This window comes from Neobacillus sp. 114, from assembly GCF_030127045.1.
Lineage (GTDB): Bacteria > Bacillota > Bacilli > Bacillales > Cytobacillaceae > Neobacillus > Neobacillus rhizophilus.
The window spans coordinates 4,580,527-4,600,392 of sequence record NZ_CP126144.1; the positions used below are offsets into that span (position 1 = coordinate 4,580,527).

Consider the following 19,866-nt stretch of genomic DNA (forward strand, 5'->3'; position numbering starts at 1 on the left):
GGCTGACAGTATTGTCAGCCTTTTTTACGTCAGCTTTTTTCCATATTCCTGAATTTTTTGCCCGACGGTACATTGTGAAATACAAAACCGGTGGGCAGTTCTCCGGCCCCCTTCCCTTTTTAATTGCCGATGTACAAAACAACCTTCACAGTATTCATTCAGCAAATGTTCCACTTGAGTAAAAAGCGCTTTTCTGGCTGATTCTTTCACAAAGATAAGACACCCCGCTCCATTAAAGAATAATCGTTTTCGCAAAGATATTTTTCCCTTCCAACGCCTGGGTTGCAAGCTTATCAGCTTCTTTATTGTCATTTCGTGGGATAGCTGTGTATTTTGGATAAATGCCAAGTTGTTTAATTTTTTCCTCAATCCGGTCCAGCCAACGGTTCAAGTTTTCTTCATAACAAGGCCATTCACCCTCCAGCTGTTTTAAAACGACCTGGGAGTCACCTTTAAATTCGCATGATTGATGCTGCACACCGAGATCTTCCAAAATATTGAGGGCAAAATAAAAAGCGGCATATTCTGCCTCGTTGTTTGTATCCATTTCATCAAAAAGTTCATTGGCGCGAATACGGTATTTCTTTTTTCCCTGCTGAAAAAAGATAACTGCGCCAAGACCAGCCTGATTGGTTTCCTTGTGAAATCCGCCATCAAAATAAACGGTTATTTCTTGAGGTTCCTCTTCTATTTCTGTCAACAGCTTTTTCATTTCCTTTAGAATCCAAGATGTCCCTTTTTCATCATAAAAATACAGGTCGATCGCTTTCCCCGATCGCTCGAGCTCTTCCCCAAGCTGGACAGCTGTTTCAGCGGAAGCCCATTCGGAATTACATTTCACTTTTTCATTACTTTTTAATTTATGCACCCATTCAAGCTTATATTTCACTGATATTCAACCTTTCTAATTGATTATTATGGTGAATAATGTATCCATCTATATAAATTCATTTATATCATACCCAGAAGCGTCATAGAAAATATTTTCCTGCAACGTATAGGTAATATATGATAAACTTTCAGTTAGGTTATGATGGGGGAATTTTGAAAACGGAGGCACTAGCACCATGAAAAAACCACTGTTCGCAGATTTAAGCCTAATTTTAGTGACAATGATTTGGGGAATGACATTTGTTTTAGTGCAAAATGCGATAGATTTTTTGGAACCATTTGCGTTTAATGGAATACGCTTCTTTATTGCCGCAGTTTTGCTCATTTTCGCTTTAATCCTATTTGAAAGAAAGCAGCTTAAACAAATAAATATAAAATTAATTATTTCCGGAGTTTTTATTGGATTTTGGCTCTATTTGGGTTATGTTACGCAAACAATCGGCCTTTTGTATACAACATCTTCGAAAGCCGGTTTTATCACAGGACTTAGTGTTGTTCTGGTCCCTTTATTTTCGATGTTTTTAATGAAACAAATTCCAGGTAAAAACGCGATTTTTGGTGTTCTTACAGCGACTGTTGGTTTGTTTCTGCTGACCATGACGGATATATCGGCATTAAATATTGGGGATGGATTTGTTTTTGTTTGTGCCATCAGCTTTGCGATGCATATTATTTTAACAGGAAAATTCTCAAGCAGATATCCGACTTTACTTTTGACCGTTATCCAAATCTCAACTGTTGCTATTCTTTCCACTATTTCTTCTTTCATTTTTGAAGATTGGCGGAAGTCATTTCGGGCTGACATTTTATTATCACAAGATGTTTTAATCGCTTTAGTAATTACCAGTATTTTTGCAACAGCAATTGCTTTCTTTATTCAAACAAACTTTCAAAAGTATACGTCTGCAACAAGGGTTGCCCTTATATTTGCCTTGGAGCCGGTTTTTGCAGCCATAACGGGCTATTTTTGGGCTCAGGAACGTTTATCCTCCAGCGCTTTTATTGGTTGCATCCTTATTTTTATGGGAATGATTTTCGCTGAACTGCCGGCCAAGAAAATCTTCATATTGAGAAAAAACAAGAGTATCGGAAGCTAAATGAAAACTCGCCGATTGGCGAGTCCGATAGGACGGTTCATGAGGCGTAGTTGAATTTATACTTTCCTATTAGCGAAAAAAGGGGCTGACTTTAATGGTCAGCCTCCTTTTTTAGATTGCCAACAATTCGTGATTTTTCACAAAACTGATGGCGTCTTTTCTGTTGTTTATTTGATTTTGGATAAAGGTTTCCAGTAAGGAAACATAAAAGCTGCCATCAAAGCTTTTCTGTGCTTTTAAGGTCAGTTCAATTGCTGTATTAATTATCTCATCGGAAGCATTTGTATAGTGTTTCCCGAAGTAAATAAAGCCGACTGCATCCTCTTGAAATTGGAAGCCTTTTCCCTTCAAGTAATGCAAATATTCCTCAACCGTCCGCACTGATGATCCAACCCTCTCCCATAAATCTAGAAATATCCCCTTTAAAATCTTAGCTTAAATTTCGACATTTTTCTATCTTTTTCTGTGTATTTATGACCAATTATCCCGACCAATACTCCTAAAAGCGCGCCGCCCAGCACTTCCTCGGGCTGATGGCCCAGGACTTCCTTCAGCTTTGTTGGCGGCTTTTCTTTAAACTCTACACTTTCTTTTTCATTGATTTTGTCAATTAATTCATTCATGGAATTTACTCTTAACGTCAGTTCACCCGTTTGCCTTCGGACTCCTTGGGCATCATACATAACGATTAAGCCGTAGATAAGGGACAAAGCAAAATCAATAGTCGGCAATCCCCTTTTTAATCCGATATAGGTGGTTAAAGTAGCGACTCCTGCAGAATGGGAGCTTGGCATTCCACCTGTTCCAAAAAAGACATCCGGCCGCCATTCCTTCTTTTTGAAATAATGAATCGGAATTTTCATCCCCTGGGCGAGTCCAATGCTTAAAAGTGCTAAATAAACAGCCTTGTTCATTTGATCACCTCTACCTTTATTGTGAAGAAAGATGAGTTTAATTATTCCGGATGGAGATACTAAAAAAGTGGAGGTGACTTGTATGACCAAAAAGGTAAGCAATAACCGCGGCGCTAAAGCACCTGGGGTAAATCCACAAGGATATGGCCAGGATGCCGAGTTTGCTGAAGAGCCAAAAAGCAAACTGGAAAATAGAGCAAAGAAATCAAATACAAAAATATAAAATGGCAAAAAGTGGAAAAAGACTGTCCATCGGCAGCCTTTTTCCATCATAATTGGTAAAGAAAAAAAGGTTGTCTCAACATGAGACAACCAGAATCATTAGGAAATATGCGCTTCCTCCTGAGGGAAAAGCCTGCCAAGGCCGCGAAGCTCCAATTCCATTAATTTATTTTCCGCCTTTTCTTTCTCGATTTTAAGGCTGGCACTTTCCAGACTGCAATTTACCGGAACATCACATTTGATTTCCGCCAGTTTTCTGGACAGGTGAAGCATGTCCAAATCCTGCTCAATTTTTATTTTTTGCGATTTTGACAGTTTGTCCAAATTGGAGATAATTCCTTCAACATGTTCAAACTCTTGTAATAGTTTCAGAGCTGTTTTTTCACCGATTCCTTTGACACCAGGGTAATTGTCGCTAGTATCACCCATTAATGCCTTTAGGTCGATCATTTGTCTAGGTGTAATACCTTTCTCTTCCTTAAAGGTCTGGGGTGTATGGACCAAGTAATTTCCATAACCTTTTTTCATTAAAATGACCGAAATTCTGTCATCAAGCAACTGAAGAATGTCCTGATCGCCGGTCAAGATGGATACATGGGCTTCTTCCTTCGCATGATTAGCAATAGTACCGATACAATCATCCGCCTCAAACCCTGCCAAACCAATATTGGGGATATCGAATGACTCGACCACTTCTTTAACAAGGTCAAACTGCGGAATTAATTCAACCGGTGCTTCGCCGCGATTTCCTTTATAGTCAGGAAAAAGTTCTGTTCGGAAGGTTTTGCTGCCCATATCCCAGCACACGGCAAGATGGGTTGGCTTAAAGGCCGAAACGGCTGTGAACATATGCTTCACAAAACCATGAATCCCATTTGTCGGGATCCCTTTTGAATTTATCATAAATTGCCCTGATACGGCCGTTGCGTAAAAAGCGCGGAACAACAGGGCCATTCCATCGACAAGCATAAGCGAAGGCTTTTGATTCGTCATAAAATTGAACCTCCTATGGATGTTTTTTTACAACACGTTTTCCATTATAACATAGGTATGGTTCAAATTTTAATCGACTTTATTTTCCTGATAGGAAATCCAGTCGCTGAAACTGCCGGCATAGAGCTTGACCTTATGAAATCCTGCTTCCTTTAAGGCCAGGAAGTTGGGGGTTGCTGTTATTCCGGAACCGCAATAAACAATAATTTCCTGTTCAGGATTCACGTCAGAAAACCGCTGCTTCTGTTCCTCGACGGATTTGTATTCGCCTCCTGCAAATCCTTCCGTATATGGCTTATTGATGGCCCCCGGAATATGCCCTGCCTTCTTATCAATCGGCTCGACAATACCTAAATAGCGTTTTTCTTCACGGGAATCAATCAGAACTATGTTTTCCTTTTTTCCTGCTGCAGCCTCTTTCACTTCGTCGACGGATGCCAATAATTCTGGTTTTAATTGGTGCTGAAATTGAGCTTTAGTGAATGTTGGAATACTTGCTGAGATTGGCAGTCCAGCCTCTGCCCACTGCCTAAATCCGCCATTTAGAACATATGCTTTTTCGTGTCCAAGGTACTTCAAGAGCCACCAAAAACGTCCGGCGAATGCGCCTTCTCCCTGATCATAGGCCACGACTGTTGTCGTCTCATCAATCCCTGCCTCCTCAAGCTTGCTTACTAATTCCTGCAAGTCAGGCAATGGGTGGCGTCCGCCATGAATTTGAACAGGGCTTGATAAATCCTTTTCCAGATCGAAAAAAACAGCACCCGGCAAATGTCCTTCTAAATATTCCTGTTTTCCCTTCTGTGGGTCAGCCAAGGAAAATCGGCAATCCACAATTCTGACTGTGTCGATGTCTAAATTTTGTTCCAACCATTCCTTCGCAACAATATTTTTCATTGGGATTCTCCCCCGCTTCTCCTAATTTTCAAGCCGCTTTAGTATATCTGTTAAAATTTCGGTTGAAACTCCGCCTTCTAATGCTGCCAATAAACTTAAATAAAAATCATCGGTCTGATCCTTCATTTGCGCTAAAAGAAGCTTGAATTCATTGTTTAGATTCCTTGCATAATGGTCTTTTAAGCGACTGCCTTGAATTTGCAAATAGTCATCCGCTGGCCCACTTAATACCTGATTAAGTTCATCGCTCATCCATTTCTTTTCATTTTTCTCAAAGAAGGACCTTGGATTTTTAAAATAAGATTTTGCTTTTGCAAAAGCTTGCTGTTCCATGGTTTCAAACGCTATTGGAAAGTCTATTTCTTCTGCTGTTCCTTTTTCATATGGTGAAAAGGACAGGTCTTGATTGACGTCAAGAAGTATCCGAATTTGTGCCGCCTGATAATCCCGAAGCAGTTTTTCCATAAACCGCTCGATTCGAACCGTTGTAGCTCTCATTTCCTGAGCAAAATCAAAACCTAAGCTTTCCAAAAATTCATCAAGTGCCATTTGCAGCGCCTTCTTTAAGTTGCGGCCATCGTCCCTTAAGGTTGAAGGATTGAAGGCCTCTTTAAAGAAATCGCTAAACCGTAAGAAAACCCGTTGCTTAATATAATAAATTAATTCCTCAGCCTCTTGGAACAGGCGGTTTTCCATTGATTCGACCGTTTGTTTTGCAAACAGCTCTTGAATCATATTCTTCTGTCCTTCAATATCACGGCGTTTTTGTTCTTTAACGGTCTTGTCCTCCAGCGAGCTCTTGATAAGCCGCTCTACTAATTCATGGACACGGTTCAATTCATTCTGTGCCGCTGAAATCGCCATTTCCGTTAAATCATTTGAAATAAAGTGATAAAAACTATTTTCAAACTGGCTCATCCCTGACCTGGAAACCGCTACTGAGTCTATTTTTTCCTTTAAGGCTTCAAGGCTTGATAAAGGATATAGATGCGGATTCCGGATTCCATACTTCACCAGCTGCTCTGAAACATAGTCAACAACTGCTTCCTTTTCCTCTTCATCTTCGGCGAGGTCAATCGCATTTATAATAAAGAACATTTTGTCCATTTGGAACGATTCCTTTACCCGTCCCAATTGGATTAAAAATTCCCGGTCAGCTTTTGAAAAAGCATGGTTATAATAAGTGACAAATAAAATGGCATCTGAATTTTTGATATAGTCAAAGGCTACTCCTGTATGGCGGGCATTGATGGAGTCCGCCCCCGGCGTATCAACGAGCGTAATCCCTTTTCGCGTCAGTTCGCAGTCATAATAGAGTTCGATCCATTCAACGTAACAGGATTTTTCTTCTATGGCGACAAAATCGTGAAATTCGTCTAAACTTGTAACCTTAACCGTTCCGAGCAGTTCAACAAAAGAGGCATAACCTTTAAGGAACGCCTGTAAGAAGGCATAATGAGTCTTCTCAACGATCCCTTCCTGACTTTGCTCGTAGATGATTCCTTCAATGATTTTAGCGGCATCCTTGAAATCGGCCGCATGTAATTCAAAGACCTTAAGCGAGCGGTTGACGTCATCTAGCATTACGTCTCGTTCTTTAAACTTTACAAGGACAGTCCCATGCGTATATTCAGCCGTGACTGGTTTTATTTTATTAATTGCTGCTGTAGTGGGGTTTGGTGAAACCGGCAAAACTTTTTCCCCCATCAGCGCGTTGGCAAAGGACGATTTCCCTGCACTAAACGCACCGAATAAGGCTACGGTAAAGCCTTGTGTTTCAAGCCGGCCAGCTTTTTCCGCCAATTCACCTGCCAGCTTTTGAAAGCCCGGCAGACCGTTAATTAGCTTGGAAGCGTTGAGAAGCTTGTCAATCGTGCGTTGCAGACGGTCCTCCGCCTCGTAGTTTCCTTCACCCTTAGAGCCTTTATTTGTTGTTTCTGCAAGACTGATCTGTACAGGTACTTGCTTGCTTTCCTTCTTCGTGCCAGGCTTATGGGAATCCGGTTCTACTTCAGATTTAATTAGTTCAAATTCCTCTTCCTGCAGGTCGAAAAATTGGTAATGGCCATCTTCAAGTCCTTGCGGATTGTTCAATAGGTTCATAAGGTTGTTTTCTTTTGCAACAATAGCCTCTTCGTATTTATCAAGCTCTGTTAAGGCATTTACATAGCGTTCCTGTTTACTGAATTCCTTGGCAAATTGTTCGTTTAATTTTGACTCCTGATCTTTTAGTGCATTTAGATATTTTTCTTTGAACTCGGCAAGTCGGTTTCGGGCAATCCGTTTTATTTCATTCGCCACATCTTCTGTGTAGTGAAGCAGGTATTCGCCGGATAGGCGGGCACCAGGCTTTATCGTGTTGATCAGGACATCTTTAGGAACGGTAAGGGCATAGCCCTGAGCAATACCCAGCAGGTCGCCCTGGTCCAGTTCTGTTTCCTTTAATGTACGAAGCAGGAATTCACGTAAATGCCATTCAAGCTGGGATTTTGTTTTTTCAAGAATATCCTGATAAAAACTCTCCAGTCGCGCATTTTTTTCATCTTGCGTTTTTTGCTTTGAAAAAAGAAAGCCTACTTTAAAATCCGGTTGGCATGCTTCTAAATACTTCTCTGCCATTTCCCTTGTCTGGAAAGGCATTAGATAAGCATTCTTTAATATTTGCGCTATTTCTTCATCAAATGACTTTTCCTTAACATCCGTCCCTCCGGCAAGCCTATTCAAGCTGTCTTTAATCTGGTGGAAGGAATTCAACAGACCCTCTTTTTCCTCCTCCGTTAATTCATTTAATAGCTCATGGTATGGAAGAAGCTTTTCTTCCTCCTGCTTTGCAGCCTGGCTGATATGGTCCTGGGTTATTTTTTTCAACGAATGAAAAACGGACGGTACAAGCAATTGATCCTTTGCTGCCAATTTATCCGCAATAAATTTCTGTAATGCCTGAAATTCATTGCGAGGGTTCTTTTCATCCTTTAGTGAAGTATAAAAAATCCGTGCTGGTCTAACTCCCCATGAGGCGAAGGCATCAACAACACTTTTTTGAAAATCGGCAAAACTTAACTCTTCATCCTTGTGCTTATCAATTTGGTTAATAACTAAATAAACCTCTTTACCTGCTTCCGCCAATTCCTTTGTGAAGAGGAAATTCAACTCTGCCTGGACATGGTTATAGTCCATCACATAAAAGATCAAATCAGCTAGATGGATGGCAGACTCAGTGGCAATGCGGTGGGCATCATCTGCTGAATCAATTCCTGGTGTGTCCATTATTACGGTATTGGCAGGCAGGTTTGAGTCGCTATGGCTGATCTCGATCTCCTCGATTTTATCGCCATCCTTAGCATACCTTTTGACCATTTCATAATCATATGGGGCTAAATAAAGCCTTGGTTTCTCGTTTTTAAAAAAGACCTTGGCATAATCCTCTCCGGACTTTACCTTTACAAGGTTTGCGCTTGTCGGAATTGGGCTTGAGGGAAGCAGTTTTTCCCCTACGACCCGGTTGATCATGGTTGATTTGCCTGCGGAAAAATGGCCGCAAAACGCTATCGCGAATTCGCGGTTTTCTAATTTTCGAGCAAGCTGCTTAATTTTTTGCGCATTTTGAACATCGTTTTGCTCCATTAAATATTCATATATGGCGATTATTTTTTGTTTTAATGTTTGTATCGTTTCATTTTGATCGGCTATTTTGACCATTTAAACTAATTCCCCTTAAACAACATGATAATATGTTTATTTTATACGATAATTCGAACTTTTCCTATCTTGACATACTTAAAAAGTAAAAAAGCCAAGGAATATTCCCTGGCTTCATTTAATGCTAAATATATTTATTGGGTGACATTTTTTAAGACGTGCTTCATGACAAATGCGTAGATTATAATGGTTCCGCCGACGAAAGCATAGGTCATATGTAACACCTTCCCTTAATCAGACTCTTAGTTGAGAATGACTTTCATTGTTAATCAAATTCTAGCACAGGTGATAATCATTTTCAATACTTTGCAGATTATTGTCACAGTTATTTAACAAACTTTGGCAAGAAACGGCGGCAGTCATGAAAAACTCCGTCATATTCGCTGTAGCATCCAAGCGCCCTTTCTTCCTCGGGAATCCGGACGGCAAGCACCATGATATTCAGTACTGTAAACAAACAGGCAGTATAATACGCCTGAAACAGCAAAGGAATGACAAGGATTTCAACACAAACAACGAAATAATTCGGGTGCTTCATAAAACGGTACGGACCTTTACGTATAACGTCTGCATTTGGAAGCACGAGTATTTTCGTGTTCCAATACCTGCCCAGTGAGGCAAGTGCCCATATCCTCAAGGCCTGGGAGAAGATAAAAGCAATAAAAATAATCAGCCATTGAGATGATAACCCGTGATTAAAAATGAACTTTTCCATACTAAAGCTAAGCAAAAATAATACATGCATAAGGACAATCCAGCGGTAGTGGACAATGCCAAATTCAAGTGCTCCCTTACTCTTCATCCATTTTTCATTTCTTTTTGCGAAGAAAACCTCTGTTGCACGCTGAAAAATGATGAAACCCATAAAGCTAATAAATGGCAGCAAGTCCTTCATTCAAACCACCTCAATAGAAGCATTTCCGAACTGAAACCCGGTCCAAGAGCGGCACAAAGCCCATTTGATCCACGTGGAATATCCATTTCCATATATTGTTTCAACACATAAAGAATAGTAGCAGAAGACATATTTCCAAAGTTTTTTAACACTTCGAGCGAAACGTCTGTCATCGACGCAGGTATGCCAAGCGATTCAACATAGGCATCCAACACCTTTTTACCGCCTGGATGGGCAATGAAATAGTCTATTTTATCTATTTGAAGCCGATGCACATGTAAAAATTCTTCTGCCACTGGCTTTAGCCAATTATGTACGATTGTTGGTATATCACGAGAAAACCGGACAAACAATCCTTCATTTTTTATATCCCAGCCCATCACATCCAAAGAATCGGGGAGCAATGCGGATTGAACCGCTAAAATGGACGGGTATGTGTTTTTCAAACGAAAATCCCCGATATCGCAGGAATCACCGCATATTAACGCACAGGCAACCCCGTCTGCAAAAAGAGATGTCCCGATTAAATTGCTCTTCGATAGGTCATTTTGCTGAAAGGTTATACTGCAAAGTTCAACAGAAAGAACAAGGACTTTAGCTTTTGGAAAGGCCATGCAATATTCAAAGGCACGGGCAAGACCTGCAGCACCGCCTGCACAGCCCAATCCCCAGATTGGGATTCGTTTCGTGTGGAGATGAAAAGGCAACAGGTTCATTATTCGTGCTTCAATACTTGGAGTTGCAATCCCTGTGGTGGAAATATAAAAAATGGCATCAATGTCTTCGTAAGGAATTTTTTTCTTAAGAAATTGATTGTTGTCTAGACATTTTACAACTGCCTCCCTCCCGAGGGTAACGGCCGATTCGATGTAGACATTGTTCTTTTCCTCAAAGGAATGATTCTCCTGAAACCAGCCTACGGGATTTACAAAATGTCTTTTCTCAATAAGTCCATTTTCAAAAGCCTTTAATAACCGCCCAATTTCTTTAAATGAACCAGAAAACAATTCCCTGGCGAACTCTGTCGCCTGAGTCTGTTTAATTTCATATGGAGGAATAACTTCTGCAACGGAAAGAATTGTAGGCATACATCATTCTCCTTATCCAAAGGTAAGGGTATTTTTTGCCAAATTGGAGAAAATTATTCCAGACACAAAAAAAACTTCCCCATTCGGAGAAGTAAACGTTTTGAAGGTTGTTGTTGTTGTGCATGTTTATTATATCTTGTAATAGTTATTCCTTCATTATATAAACTTTTCCAATTCTCTAACTTAACCTGACTCTTATTTTTCCGGTTGCTTTTGAACCTCAATTTTTATTTTATTTCCCGCCAACGTCCCGCAAACCTTACATTTTTCAATCTTATTATACAAAAGACAGCAATGGTCACAATAATATTTCTCCAAACCAACCACTTCCAAAGAAAAAGATTTTTATTATTATCATATTTTTCCTACAGAGAATTGTGACAAAAAATGAACTGCCGATTATCATTCCGTAATCAAATTATCAATTATCTAAATCACATGCTTGGTGTGATGTTTCACACTTTAGTCACAATTACAGGTGGGTAATTGTGACTTTAATCACTGTTATACCAACTTATTAACATTACCATAGTAGATAACTAAGGAATGAACAATTTGTGAATTCTTGAATTTGATATTTTCCTTTCACAATTGTTTTGTATTATGAAAGAGAAATCATTTATTTACTTTTCATTTTCTGAAGGGAGTGTAGGGGGATGGCAAAGGCGGAACTAAAGACAAAGCACCAAACAGAGATTGAAGACAGTTCTTCTTTAAAGGGGACACTGGCGTCTGTATTCATTCTGGGGCTATTTATCATTGTTTCATGGGTTTCAGTTTACTATCTGTTCGTAGACCGTTTTTAGGAAATAAAGGGGGGAATTACATATGCATATGCATAAATTTGAAAAAATCTGGCTGACGTTTGGAATTGGCTGTCTCGTTGTCTTTTTAACAGTAGTCGGTGTCAGTGCCTTTTACCTTGGCAACAAACCAGCAAGCTGTTTAACTACAATAAATCCGGAAAAAGTTGATACCACAAAACCTTTCGATAAGCCGGGACTTCATAAGGTTGAAGGCAAAGAGTGGGATTATGAACTCGTATTTGTCGCATCTGCTTTCTCTTATAACCCAGCAAAGGTTGAGGTTCCGCTTGGAGCAAAGGTGAAAGTAATCGCTACCACCAAGGACGTTGTCCATGGTTTTGAAATGGCCGGTACCAATATCAATATGATGCTTGAACCGGGCTATGTCAGCGAGTATACAACAACCTTTGACAAGGCCGGCGAATTTCTAGTTGTTTGTAACGAATATTGTGGTACAGGGCACCATTTAATGTTCTCGAAGATTGAGGTGGTTAAATAATGGTTAACACAGCAGCTAAAGTAAAGGTTGACCCACGTGACGCGAAGCTATCCATGGCGCATTTCTTTGTGGCTTTCGGAGCACTCGCTCTCGGTGGTCTGATGGGATTACTACAAACCCTTGTCCGTTCCGGAAAATTTGAACTGCCTTGGGGAATTGGCTACTATCAAATTTTAACAGCGCATGGTGTTTTAATGGGGCTAGTTTTAACAACATTCTTTATCATGGGATTTCAATATGCGGCTGTATCCAGAACTGCGGGAACACATTCTCCGGCAGCCCGACGCACCGGCTGGATTGGTTTCTGGTTAATGACTGCCGGTACCCTTATGTCCGGAACGATGATTCTATTAAATGAAGCATCTGTACTTTATACATTCTATGCACCACTTAAAGCACACTGGATCTTTTATTTAGGATTAACCTTTGTGGTTGTCGGCAGCTGGGTTGATGGCGCCGCACAAATTATGACCTATGCAAAATGGCGGAAAAATAACCCTGGCAAGCCAAGCCCGTTGTTAAGCTTTATGGCTGTTATCAATACGGTGATGTGGATTGTGGCTACATTAGGGGTTGCTGCAACTGTTCTATTCCAATTGCTACCTTGGTCTTTAGGTTTAGTAGATACTGTTGATGTTCTAATCAGCCGTACGTTATTCTGGTATTTCGGTCACCCGCTAGTGTATTTCTGGCTATTGCCTGCATATATGTGCTGGTATGCAATTATCCCAAAAATTATCGGCGGAAAAATTTTCTCAGATTCTTTGGCTCGTTTATCTTTTATCTTATTCTTGCTTTTCTCAATTCCGGTTGGTTTCCACCACCAGTTGACAGAACCGGGTATTGATCCGGCTTGGAAATTTATTCAGGTTATCTTAACATTCATGGTTATTATCCCGTCCTTAATGACAGCCTTCTCTCTGTTCGCAACGTTTGAGAGATATGGCCGTTCTAAAGGAGCTACTGGTTTATTTGGCTGGTTTAAAGTGCTTCCTTGGAATGATGCCCGTTTCACAGTTCCATTCATCGGTATGGCTTCATTTATTCCTGCCGGTGCCGGAGGTATCATCAATGCTTCCAACCAAATGGACCAGGTTGTCCATAATACCATCTGGGTAACAGGACACTTCCATTTGACAGCAGCAACTTCCGTCGTACTGACATTCTTCGGAATTTCATATTGGCTCGTGCCGCACTTAACAGGCCGCAAGCTGACTAAAGCGATGAACAAATTAGGTATTATCCAAGCATGGGTATGGTTTATCGGGATGGCATTCATGTCCGGTGCAATGCACTTCCAAGGACTGCTTGGCGGACCAAGACGTTCTGCATTCTCCACGTATGGTGACTCCAAGCAGGCGCTTGAGTGGATTCCTTACCAAATTGCCCAGGCAGTTGGCGGAACGATTTTATTCCTTGGCATAATATTAGTATTAGTTATTTTCATTAATCTTGCCTTCTTTGCACCAAAAGGTGAAGAAGAATTCCCTGTCGGCGAAGCAGAAAATCTGCAGGAAAAAGCACCAATGGTATTTGAAAACTGGAAATTATGGCTTGGCATAACTGCTGCCTTAATCCTGTTCGCTTACACAATACCATTCATTGATATCATTCAAAATGCACCACCTGGATCCAAAGGATTTAAGACGTGGTAATGACAAAAGGCTTCAATCCAAACGATTGAAGCCCTCAGGCTGTCGAGAAACTATCGACAGCCTTTTATTTTTGCTTATTTTCTTTTATAATTCACCACGTTAATTTTTTTATAATATTACTAATATAAATGATTCTCAACAAGTCTGTTGATTGCCGCTCCAGGCACTTCGCTTTCCGCGGGCGTGCCGGGGAGCCTCCTCATCGCTTCGCTCCTGCGGGGTCTCCCCTGCCCCGTACTCCCGCAGGAGTCTTCGTGCCTTCCGCGCCAATCAACAGGTGTATTCAATTTAGTCCTTCAACTCCAATAATATAAGTGTTGAATTTAATGTTTAAGCCAAAAGAGTATAGCCAAAGTGAATATGAATTTGTTTCTATTAAAAAATTGGTTCCAGATGATCATGGGCTTCGCTATTGCCAGTTGCGGGGATTGATTAATGTAAGAGAACAGGCTCTTCTTACTCCAGACTGCCAAAATATGAAAAGATTGAAACACACTTATCAAGAATGGAAAATGTGTGTTTCAATACTTAGGTTGATTTGCCTCCCTGTTGATTGGAGCGGAGGGCACTCGACTCCTGCGGGATAGAGAGGTCACTGGAGACCCCGCAGGCGCTTTCAGCGCCGAGGAGGCTCCAGGAGCTCCCCGCGGAAAGCGAGTGCCCGGAGCGGAAATCAACAGGCCAGTTTGCAGGGATAAACAATAAAAGTTTGGTAATTTAGGTTTGGACAAAATAAAAAATTGTCGAGAAAAAGACCCTTTCTCGACAATCTGAGGCTTTCAATCTAAACGATTGAAGCCCTTTGTTTTCTTGCGGGTATATTGATGATGGTTACTGATAACAAAATAATAATCACACCAATTGCTTGGAACATACCAAAGCTTTCCTTATAAAGAAAAACGCTCAATATGGTGGCGACCATCGGTTCAACTGTTGCGATAATTGCCGCAATACTCGCGTCTGTTTTCTCTAGCCCCTTTGTATATAACAAATAGGCAATGACAGTTGGAAACAGGCCTAAGCCAATTCCATAAAACAGGACCTCATTGCTAAGCAACAGGCTCCCCTTTTTCCATAGCGCCGTAAATGGAATTAAGCCCATAGACGCCACTAAAAAAGTATAAAAGGTAACCGTAAATGAAGAATATTTTTCTAACGCAAATTTCCCGAAAATGCTGTATAAAGCATAACCAAAGCCGGCGCCGAGGCCAGTTACAATACCAATTAAAGTGATGGATGATGCCGCACCCGAATTCATACCGGCTATAAAGATACACCCAACAAGAGTACCCACCACTGACATGATCTTCAGCCCAGTTAATTTCTCTTTTAAAAACGTAAACGATAATACTGTGACAAATGCAGGTGCAGTATATAAAAGAATTACCGCAATCGAAAGATTCATTTCATTGACAGAAGTGAAATAGCACCAATTAAATAGCACAATACTAAAGATTCCCGTCCCAGTAAATAGCTTAATATCACTAAGGTTAACCCTAAGGTTGGGCCTGTATTTACAAATTCCTATTACTCCAAGCAAAATGGCAGCCGTGACGACCCTGATGGTGACGATTTCCATCGAAGTAAACCCTAGGCTGGCGAGCTTCCGTACAAAGATGGCGATGATTCCCCATAAAGAGGCACTGATTGCAATGAAGAATATCGACGATAGTCTGCTCAATTTAACTGATAAACCTTTCCATATTTCTCATAGAGATAATCAATCAAATACTTGGCATCTAAACCTTCACCTGTTACCTCCTGCAGGATTTCAAGCGGTTTTTTTAGTTTGCCGTGCTGATGGATGTGATTCGTTAGCCATTCTTTGATCGGAAGCAGATTCCCTTCTTCAAGAAGCTGGTCGTAATTCGGAAGGTCCTCAAGCATTTTATGCTTAAATTGGGCTGCATACATATAGCCTAAAGCATACGAAGGAAAGTAGCCAAAGCTTCCACCTGCCCAATGAACGTCCTGAAGAACACCCTCGCCATCGTGTCCAGGGCGGATTCCTAGGTACTTCAGATACATGTCATTCCAAACTTTCGGAAGGTCTGAAACCTCTATTTCATCATTAAACAATCCCTTTTCAATTTCGTAACGGATAATTATATGAAGCGGATAGGTAAGTTCGTCTGCTTCAATCCTTATAAAAGAAGGCTTTGACTCATTGATGGCCCGATAAAAACCCTTAATATTCACTTGATCGAATTGACCATTTGCGTATTTTTTCAGCAGATCAAAATTCTTTTTCCAAAAAGGCAGGCTCCGGCCAAGAATATTTTCATAGAAAAGCGATTGCGATTCATGAATCCCCATAGAGGTTCCTGTGCATAATGGTGTACCAATTAACTCTTTGGAAATATTCTGTTCGTATAAGGCATGCCCGCCTTCATGGATGGTGCCAAAAACAGCGGTCCGAAAATCCTGTTCATCATACTTTGTAGTAACGCGGACATCGCCAGGATTTAAACCAGTCGCAAAAGGGTGGACGGTTTCATCAAGCCTGCCAGCATTAAAGTCGTATCCCATTTGCGCTAAGATTTCCAAGCTGAATTCCCGCTGCTTTTCCTTAGGGAATCGATGGAACAAAAAATCAGTTTTAGGTTTGTGGCTGGATTCCGAAATCTGTTTTACTAACGGAACAATTTTGTCCTTCAGTTCTCCAAAAACTTGATCTAAAACCTCAACGGTCAAGCCCGGTTCGTACATATCTAATAAAACGTTATATTTATTCCCTTCATAACCCCAGTAGCCGATAAATCGCTTTGTCATTGCGACCAGCTTCTCTAAGTATGGCTTGAACATATTAAAGTCAGCTTTTTCTTTAGCCTCTTCCCAAACACTCTCGGCATTTGATTGGAGAATGACAAATTCTCTGTATTCCTCTGCAGGAATTTTTTTGTTTAACTCATAGTTCTTTTTGCATTCTTCAAGAATTTTTTTTGTTCTATCGGACAATTCAGCTTTTGAAAGTCCTGCTATGTAGGCTGCCATTTCCTCTGATGTCGACATTTTAAATACCTCGGAGGACAGCACGCCGATCACTTCTGACCTCTGCCCCACTCCCTGTTTAGGAGCGCCTGTCCGTAAGTCCCAGTAAATTAAACCAAGGGCTTCGTGATATGCGGTCATTTTCTTGACATACTCTAAGAATTCCTTTTCAAATTGCACTGTATTCATTGTCTTTCCCCCTTTCTCGCTATAAATTTTAACATATTTCTGACAAATCATGCGGATAAAAAAAACAACAGAAACGAATTTCTGTTGTAAAATAGGTTTATAGGAAAAAAGAGGTTTTAACTGAAAAAATAAATAGAAACAAATTTTAGATTGGGCGAAGACACAAAGTCAAGTAAGAACGGAGCCTCAAAAAATTACCTCTTGTTAACGGCGACCTTCCAAACTTCAGGGCTTTCTTCAAGGTATTCCCAAGAAAATTGCTCTGGTCTTTCCATCATAAATTGGTAAAGCAGCGGTCTTGGATCATGGTCGTTGACAATCTGCATGGTTTCACCTGATGCCAATTCATCAAATGCCCTAAAGATGGTTGGATGCTTTTCTCTTGGTGGATAATCTGGTACATTGATAACTTTTGCGTAGGTTTGCATCATTATCACTCCTTTAATTGGGTTAACTTCTCTTTTATTATAGAAAAACTTAGGTTAGGACTTAGTGAGTACCATCACAGCCGAAATATGATTTTGTTCATAAGGGAGGCAAGTCTAAATGAAAGAATTAGTTGGTTTATGTAAATGCTGTGGGAAAGAGATTTATTGTTTGGATGGATTCTTTAATGGAGTGATTACCGAGGATAAACAGTCATATTGCTTCGACTGCTACGAAGAAGTGAAAGAAGAGAAAAATCCGCAAAGCTAAAGCCTTGCGGATTTTTTCTATTAATCTTCATCGATTCCTTTCCGTTTTTCAAGCCGAGTTGTATTAAGTCCTAAAAAAAATGGCACAATAGTGACTTTTATCACTCATATCACTTTTTGTATACTTTTTCACAAATTTGTCACATTGAGAATTATTTTCATTAAAATCCAACGAGCTATGACGCTCATCACATATCTTATGGGATTACACTGCTACAATGTTATTAAACAAACGATAAAAGAGGTGTTGATTGTATGGAACAAAGAATAATTGAACTAGATGTCCGTGAGGATATAAAGAATAAACTCGAACCATTTCAAAAGATTATGGAGGCAGTAAAGGAATTAAATAATGATGGAGATGTGTTCATTCTTCATGCACCGTTTAAGCCGATGCCACTATTTACTGTCTTAAAAGCAAAGGGCTTTACCCATGAAGAAGAAGAATTAGAGAAAAAGCATTGGAAAGTAGTTTTTACAAAGAAAAGCTAAAAGTGATTTGGAGTGTGATCTGCAATGATCTTAGATAATCGCTGCCTCGAACCACCGCAGCCGATGATGCGAACCTTAGCCGCTTTAGAAGGTTTAGGCGAAGGGGAAGTTTTAACGATAATTAATGATAGAAGACCGATGTTTCTATATGAACAGCTTGAAGAATTAGGATATCAACAAAGAACAGAACAACAACCAGACGGAAGTTTTAAAATAGAAATCTTCCGCTAGGAAGGTGAGTCGAATGCTTCCTCAGAATTTAGGAACTGAAACAAATATTAAGCTCCCTTTTTCATTTATTCTTTTTAGTTTAATTGCCCTTGTTGCCTCACAGATTCTGCTGTTAGCAAATGGGCATATGATGACGGATGGAACTTTTCGCATACCTGCCATTTGGTCGGCAGCCCATCTTCTAATCCTAGGCTGGGCCTTAATGGTGGCGATGGGTGCAATGTACCAGCTTGTTCCGGTTGCGTTTTTGACGAAAATTTGGAATGAGAAATTTGGATTTGTCCAATTTTTCATCACCGCGGCAGGGATTACCTCTTTTTCGGCGATGCTCTACTTCGCGCCGCAAAATGCCGTCATTCCTGGTGTCATTACGCTTATCGGAATCTTCATGTTCTTATTCCAGATGCTAATGACGCTAAGAACACAAGCAAACCCTAACATTCTCACTGCTTTTGTGGGTACGGCTTTAGTTTGCTTGTTTTTGACCATCTTCTTGGGAATTACAATGATTTACAGTATGAAAACAGGCTTTCTCGGCGAACATTACCAAGCCATTTTTAAAAGCCATCTTTTATTGGGGTTAACCGGCTGGTTTACTCTATTAATCTTTGGCTTTTCTTATAAAATGGTGCCGATGTTTTCTTTGGCCCATGGTTTTCCAATGGTGCAATCAAGATATGTATATGGAATTTATGTATCCGGGCTTGTCTTGACAATCATTTCTTTCTATAGCGATAGCAGTATTTTATTAAAAATTGGATTCTTCCTGCTATTTGCCGGCTTTTCCATTTTCAGTTGGCATATCAGGATTATCGTTAAAAAGAGGTTAAAGAAAAAGCTCGATAAACCATTTTCCTTCGCCCTTTCGGCGATTGGCCTTGGGAATGTGATTCATGCAGCGGCCTTTATGGTCTTGCTCAGCAGCAAGTTTGCCAGTCTTATCGGGCCGCTACTATATTGCTATATACTGTTGTGGATTGTCCTAAGTATTGTCGGATATTTATATAAAATCGTTCCATTCCTGTGGTGGACCTATAAATACAGCAAGGAAATCGGAAAGGCTAAAGTTCCTTCGTTGAAGGAAATGATGAATGAAAAATTGATTGTGCCAGTCTTATCGGTATTCATTGGCTCAGTACTAGTTGTCTTTTTGGCACTTGTATTAAAAACAACGATTCTCTTTAATTTGGGCCAATTTGTCCTGTCTGTAGCGATGCTTATTATTGCAAGCAGTATATTCAGTGTTCTAAAAAAATAATGAGGTGAGTTACGATGAATCTAGAGGAGAAAATTTTTGAAGAATTAAAAAGTGTATATGACCCGGAGTTAGGCATCAATGTTGTAGATTTAGGGTTAATTTATAGTGTGGGGATTACAGAAGAAAATGATGTTTCGATTACGATGACACTGACCACTCCTGGCTGTCCGCTTCACAATAGTATCACAAGCGGAGTCCGTTATTGTGTCGAAGGAATCGAGGAAGTAAACAAGGTTGACGTTAACCTTGTTTGGCAGCCGGCCTGGTCACCGGATAAAATGACCGAAGACGGCCGCCGCGCCCTTGGCAGATAGCAAAAAGAGGCTGGCAATTCATTGTCAGCCTCTTTTTTCC

23 protein-coding genes are annotated in these 19,866 nt (G+C 40.4%); 11 read left to right on the forward strand and 12 right to left on the reverse strand.

Annotation, left to right across the window (positions count from 1 at the left end; translation table 11 throughout):
• Positions 1 to 24 precede the first annotated feature (24 nt).
• Complete coding sequence (locus QNN06_RS31265) at positions 25 to 312, reverse strand: zinc-finger domain-containing protein (protein WP_213120430.1); 288 nt, start codon at positions 310 to 312, stop codon at positions 25 to 27.
• Positions 233 to 889, reverse strand: a complete 657-nt coding sequence (locus QNN06_RS22315) for a reverse transcriptase-like protein (protein WP_213120429.1) — start codon at positions 887 to 889, stop codon at positions 233 to 235. The genes QNN06_RS31265 and QNN06_RS22315 overlap by 80 nt, the downstream gene beginning before the upstream one ends.
• 178 nt (positions 890 to 1,067) lie before the next feature.
• On the opposite strand from QNN06_RS22315, the gene QNN06_RS22320 reads away from it, so the two are divergent.
• Positions 1,068 to 1,988 (forward strand): DMT family transporter, encoded by a 921-nt coding sequence (locus tag QNN06_RS22320; RefSeq protein WP_213120428.1) that lies wholly within the window; start codon positions 1,068 to 1,070, stop codon positions 1,986 to 1,988.
• 111 nt (positions 1,989 to 2,099) lie between these two features.
• On the opposite strand, the gene QNN06_RS22325 is transcribed toward QNN06_RS22320, so the two are convergent.
• Both QNN06_RS22325 and QNN06_RS22330 read right to left on the reverse strand, forming a co-directional pair.
• Positions 2,100 to 2,369 carry a DUF6123 family protein gene (locus QNN06_RS22325; RefSeq protein WP_213120427.1) on the reverse strand — a complete coding sequence of 90 codons (270 nt, stop codon included), beginning with the start codon at positions 2,367 to 2,369 and terminating at the stop codon, positions 2,100 to 2,102.
• A gap of 41 nt (positions 2,370 to 2,410) precedes the next feature.
• Positions 2,411 to 2,902 carry a divergent PAP2 family protein gene (locus tag QNN06_RS22330; protein WP_213120426.1) on the reverse strand — a complete coding sequence of 164 codons (492 nt, stop codon included), beginning with the start codon at positions 2,900 to 2,902 and terminating at the stop codon, positions 2,411 to 2,413.
• Between the two features lie 82 nt (positions 2,903 to 2,984).
• Here QNN06_RS22330 and sspL point away from each other — a divergent pair, with 82 nt between their 5' ends.
• On the forward strand, positions 2,985 to 3,125 hold the full coding sequence (gene sspL, locus QNN06_RS22335) for a small, acid-soluble spore protein L (protein WP_213120425.1): 141 nt from the start codon (positions 2,985 to 2,987) through the stop codon (positions 3,123 to 3,125).
• A gap of 98 nt (positions 3,126 to 3,223) precedes the next feature.
• Here the strand turns inward: sspL and QNN06_RS22340 are convergent, their stop codons facing one another.
• From QNN06_RS22340 to QNN06_RS22360, 5 genes are all read right to left on the reverse strand, one after another.
• Entirely contained in the window at positions 3,224 to 4,117 is an 894-nt protein-coding gene (locus tag QNN06_RS22340; protein WP_284035969.1) for a 5'-3' exonuclease, read from the reverse strand.
• Between the two features lie 69 nt (positions 4,118 to 4,186).
• Positions 4,187 to 5,014, reverse strand: coding sequence for a sulfurtransferase (locus tag QNN06_RS22345; RefSeq protein ID WP_213120421.1), 828 nt, complete (start codon positions 5,012 to 5,014; stop codon positions 4,187 to 4,189).
• Positions 5,015 to 5,035: 21 nt separating this feature from the next.
• The gene (locus tag QNN06_RS22350) at positions 5,036 to 8,713 is read right to left on the reverse strand and encodes a dynamin family protein (RefSeq protein WP_284035970.1); all 3,678 of its coding nucleotides are present in this window, start codon (positions 8,711 to 8,713) and stop codon (positions 5,036 to 5,038) included.
• A gap of 325 nt (positions 8,714 to 9,038) precedes the next feature.
• Positions 9,039 to 9,608, reverse strand: a complete 570-nt coding sequence (locus QNN06_RS22355) for an isoprenylcysteine carboxyl methyltransferase family protein (protein ID WP_213120419.1) — start codon at positions 9,606 to 9,608, stop codon at positions 9,039 to 9,041.
• Positions 9,605 to 10,696: a type III polyketide synthase gene (locus tag QNN06_RS22360; RefSeq protein WP_213120418.1), complete on the reverse strand. Its 1,092-nt coding sequence runs from the start codon at positions 10,694 to 10,696 to the stop codon at positions 9,605 to 9,607. The genes QNN06_RS22355 and QNN06_RS22360 overlap by 4 nt, the downstream gene beginning before the upstream one ends.
• A gap of 656 nt (positions 10,697 to 11,352) precedes the next feature.
• Here QNN06_RS22360 and QNN06_RS22365 point away from each other — a divergent pair.
• The 4 genes from QNN06_RS22365 (at position 11,353) to QNN06_RS22380 (ending at position 14,243) form a co-directional block, all read left to right on the forward strand.
• Complete coding sequence (locus tag QNN06_RS22365) at positions 11,353 to 11,502, forward strand: cytochrome c oxidase subunit 2A (protein WP_213120417.1); 150 nt, start codon at positions 11,353 to 11,355, stop codon at positions 11,500 to 11,502.
• A gap of 22 nt (positions 11,503 to 11,524) precedes the next feature.
• Positions 11,525 to 12,001, forward strand: a complete 477-nt coding sequence (locus tag QNN06_RS22370; protein ID WP_213120416.1) for a cytochrome c oxidase subunit II — start codon at positions 11,525 to 11,527, stop codon at positions 11,999 to 12,001.
• A complete protein-coding gene (locus QNN06_RS22375; RefSeq protein WP_213120415.1) occupies positions 12,001 to 13,656 on the forward strand; it encodes a b(o/a)3-type cytochrome-c oxidase subunit 1 in 1,656 nt (551 codons plus the stop codon). The genes QNN06_RS22370 and QNN06_RS22375 overlap by 1 nt, the downstream gene beginning before the upstream one ends.
• A gap of 326 nt (positions 13,657 to 13,982) precedes the next feature.
• Positions 13,983 to 14,243: a hypothetical protein gene (locus tag QNN06_RS22380; protein ID WP_249366982.1), complete on the forward strand. Its 261-nt coding sequence runs from the start codon at positions 13,983 to 13,985 to the stop codon at positions 14,241 to 14,243.
• A 197-nt stretch (positions 14,244 to 14,440) separates the two neighbouring features.
• On the opposite strand, the gene QNN06_RS22385 is transcribed toward QNN06_RS22380, so the two are convergent.
• The 3 genes from QNN06_RS22385 to QNN06_RS22395 all read right to left on the reverse strand — a co-directional run bounded on the left by QNN06_RS22385 (position 14,441) and on the right by QNN06_RS22395 (position 17,264).
• Positions 14,441 to 15,337 (reverse strand): DMT family transporter, encoded by an 897-nt coding sequence (locus QNN06_RS22385; RefSeq protein WP_284035971.1) that lies wholly within the window; start codon positions 15,335 to 15,337, stop codon positions 14,441 to 14,443.
• Positions 15,334 to 16,836: a carboxypeptidase M32 gene (locus QNN06_RS22390; protein ID WP_217033498.1), complete on the reverse strand. Its 1,503-nt coding sequence runs from the start codon at positions 16,834 to 16,836 to the stop codon at positions 15,334 to 15,336. The genes QNN06_RS22385 and QNN06_RS22390 overlap by 4 nt, the downstream gene beginning before the upstream one ends.
• Positions 16,837 to 17,030: 194 nt before the next feature.
• Positions 17,031 to 17,264, reverse strand: coding sequence for a DUF2249 domain-containing protein (locus QNN06_RS22395; protein WP_284037967.1), 234 nt, complete (start codon positions 17,262 to 17,264; stop codon positions 17,031 to 17,033).
• Between the two features lie 118 nt (positions 17,265 to 17,382).
• Between QNN06_RS22395 and QNN06_RS22400 the strand changes: the two genes are divergently transcribed.
• The 5 genes from QNN06_RS22400 (at position 17,383) to QNN06_RS22420 (ending at position 19,826) form a co-directional block, all read left to right on the forward strand.
• Positions 17,383 to 17,532 (forward strand): hypothetical protein, encoded by a 150-nt coding sequence (locus QNN06_RS22400; protein WP_213120412.1) that lies wholly within the window; start codon positions 17,383 to 17,385, stop codon positions 17,530 to 17,532.
• Positions 17,533 to 17,786: 254 nt separating this feature from the next.
• A complete protein-coding gene (locus tag QNN06_RS22405) occupies positions 17,787 to 18,023 on the forward strand; it encodes a DUF2249 domain-containing protein (RefSeq protein ID WP_213120411.1) in 237 nt (78 codons plus the stop codon).
• Positions 18,024 to 18,047: 24 nt separating this feature from the next.
• On the forward strand, positions 18,048 to 18,254 hold the full coding sequence (locus QNN06_RS22410; protein WP_213120410.1) for a DUF2249 domain-containing protein: 207 nt from the start codon (positions 18,048 to 18,050) through the stop codon (positions 18,252 to 18,254).
• Positions 18,255 to 18,267: 13 nt separating this feature from the next.
• On the forward strand, positions 18,268 to 19,512 hold the full coding sequence (locus QNN06_RS22415) for a hypothetical protein (RefSeq protein ID WP_284035972.1): 1,245 nt from the start codon (positions 18,268 to 18,270) through the stop codon (positions 19,510 to 19,512).
• 14 nt (positions 19,513 to 19,526) lie between these two features.
• On the forward strand, positions 19,527 to 19,826 hold the full coding sequence (locus QNN06_RS22420) for a metal-sulfur cluster assembly factor (protein ID WP_213120408.1): 300 nt from the start codon (positions 19,527 to 19,529) through the stop codon (positions 19,824 to 19,826).
• Positions 19,827 to 19,866: the final 40 nt, after the last annotated feature.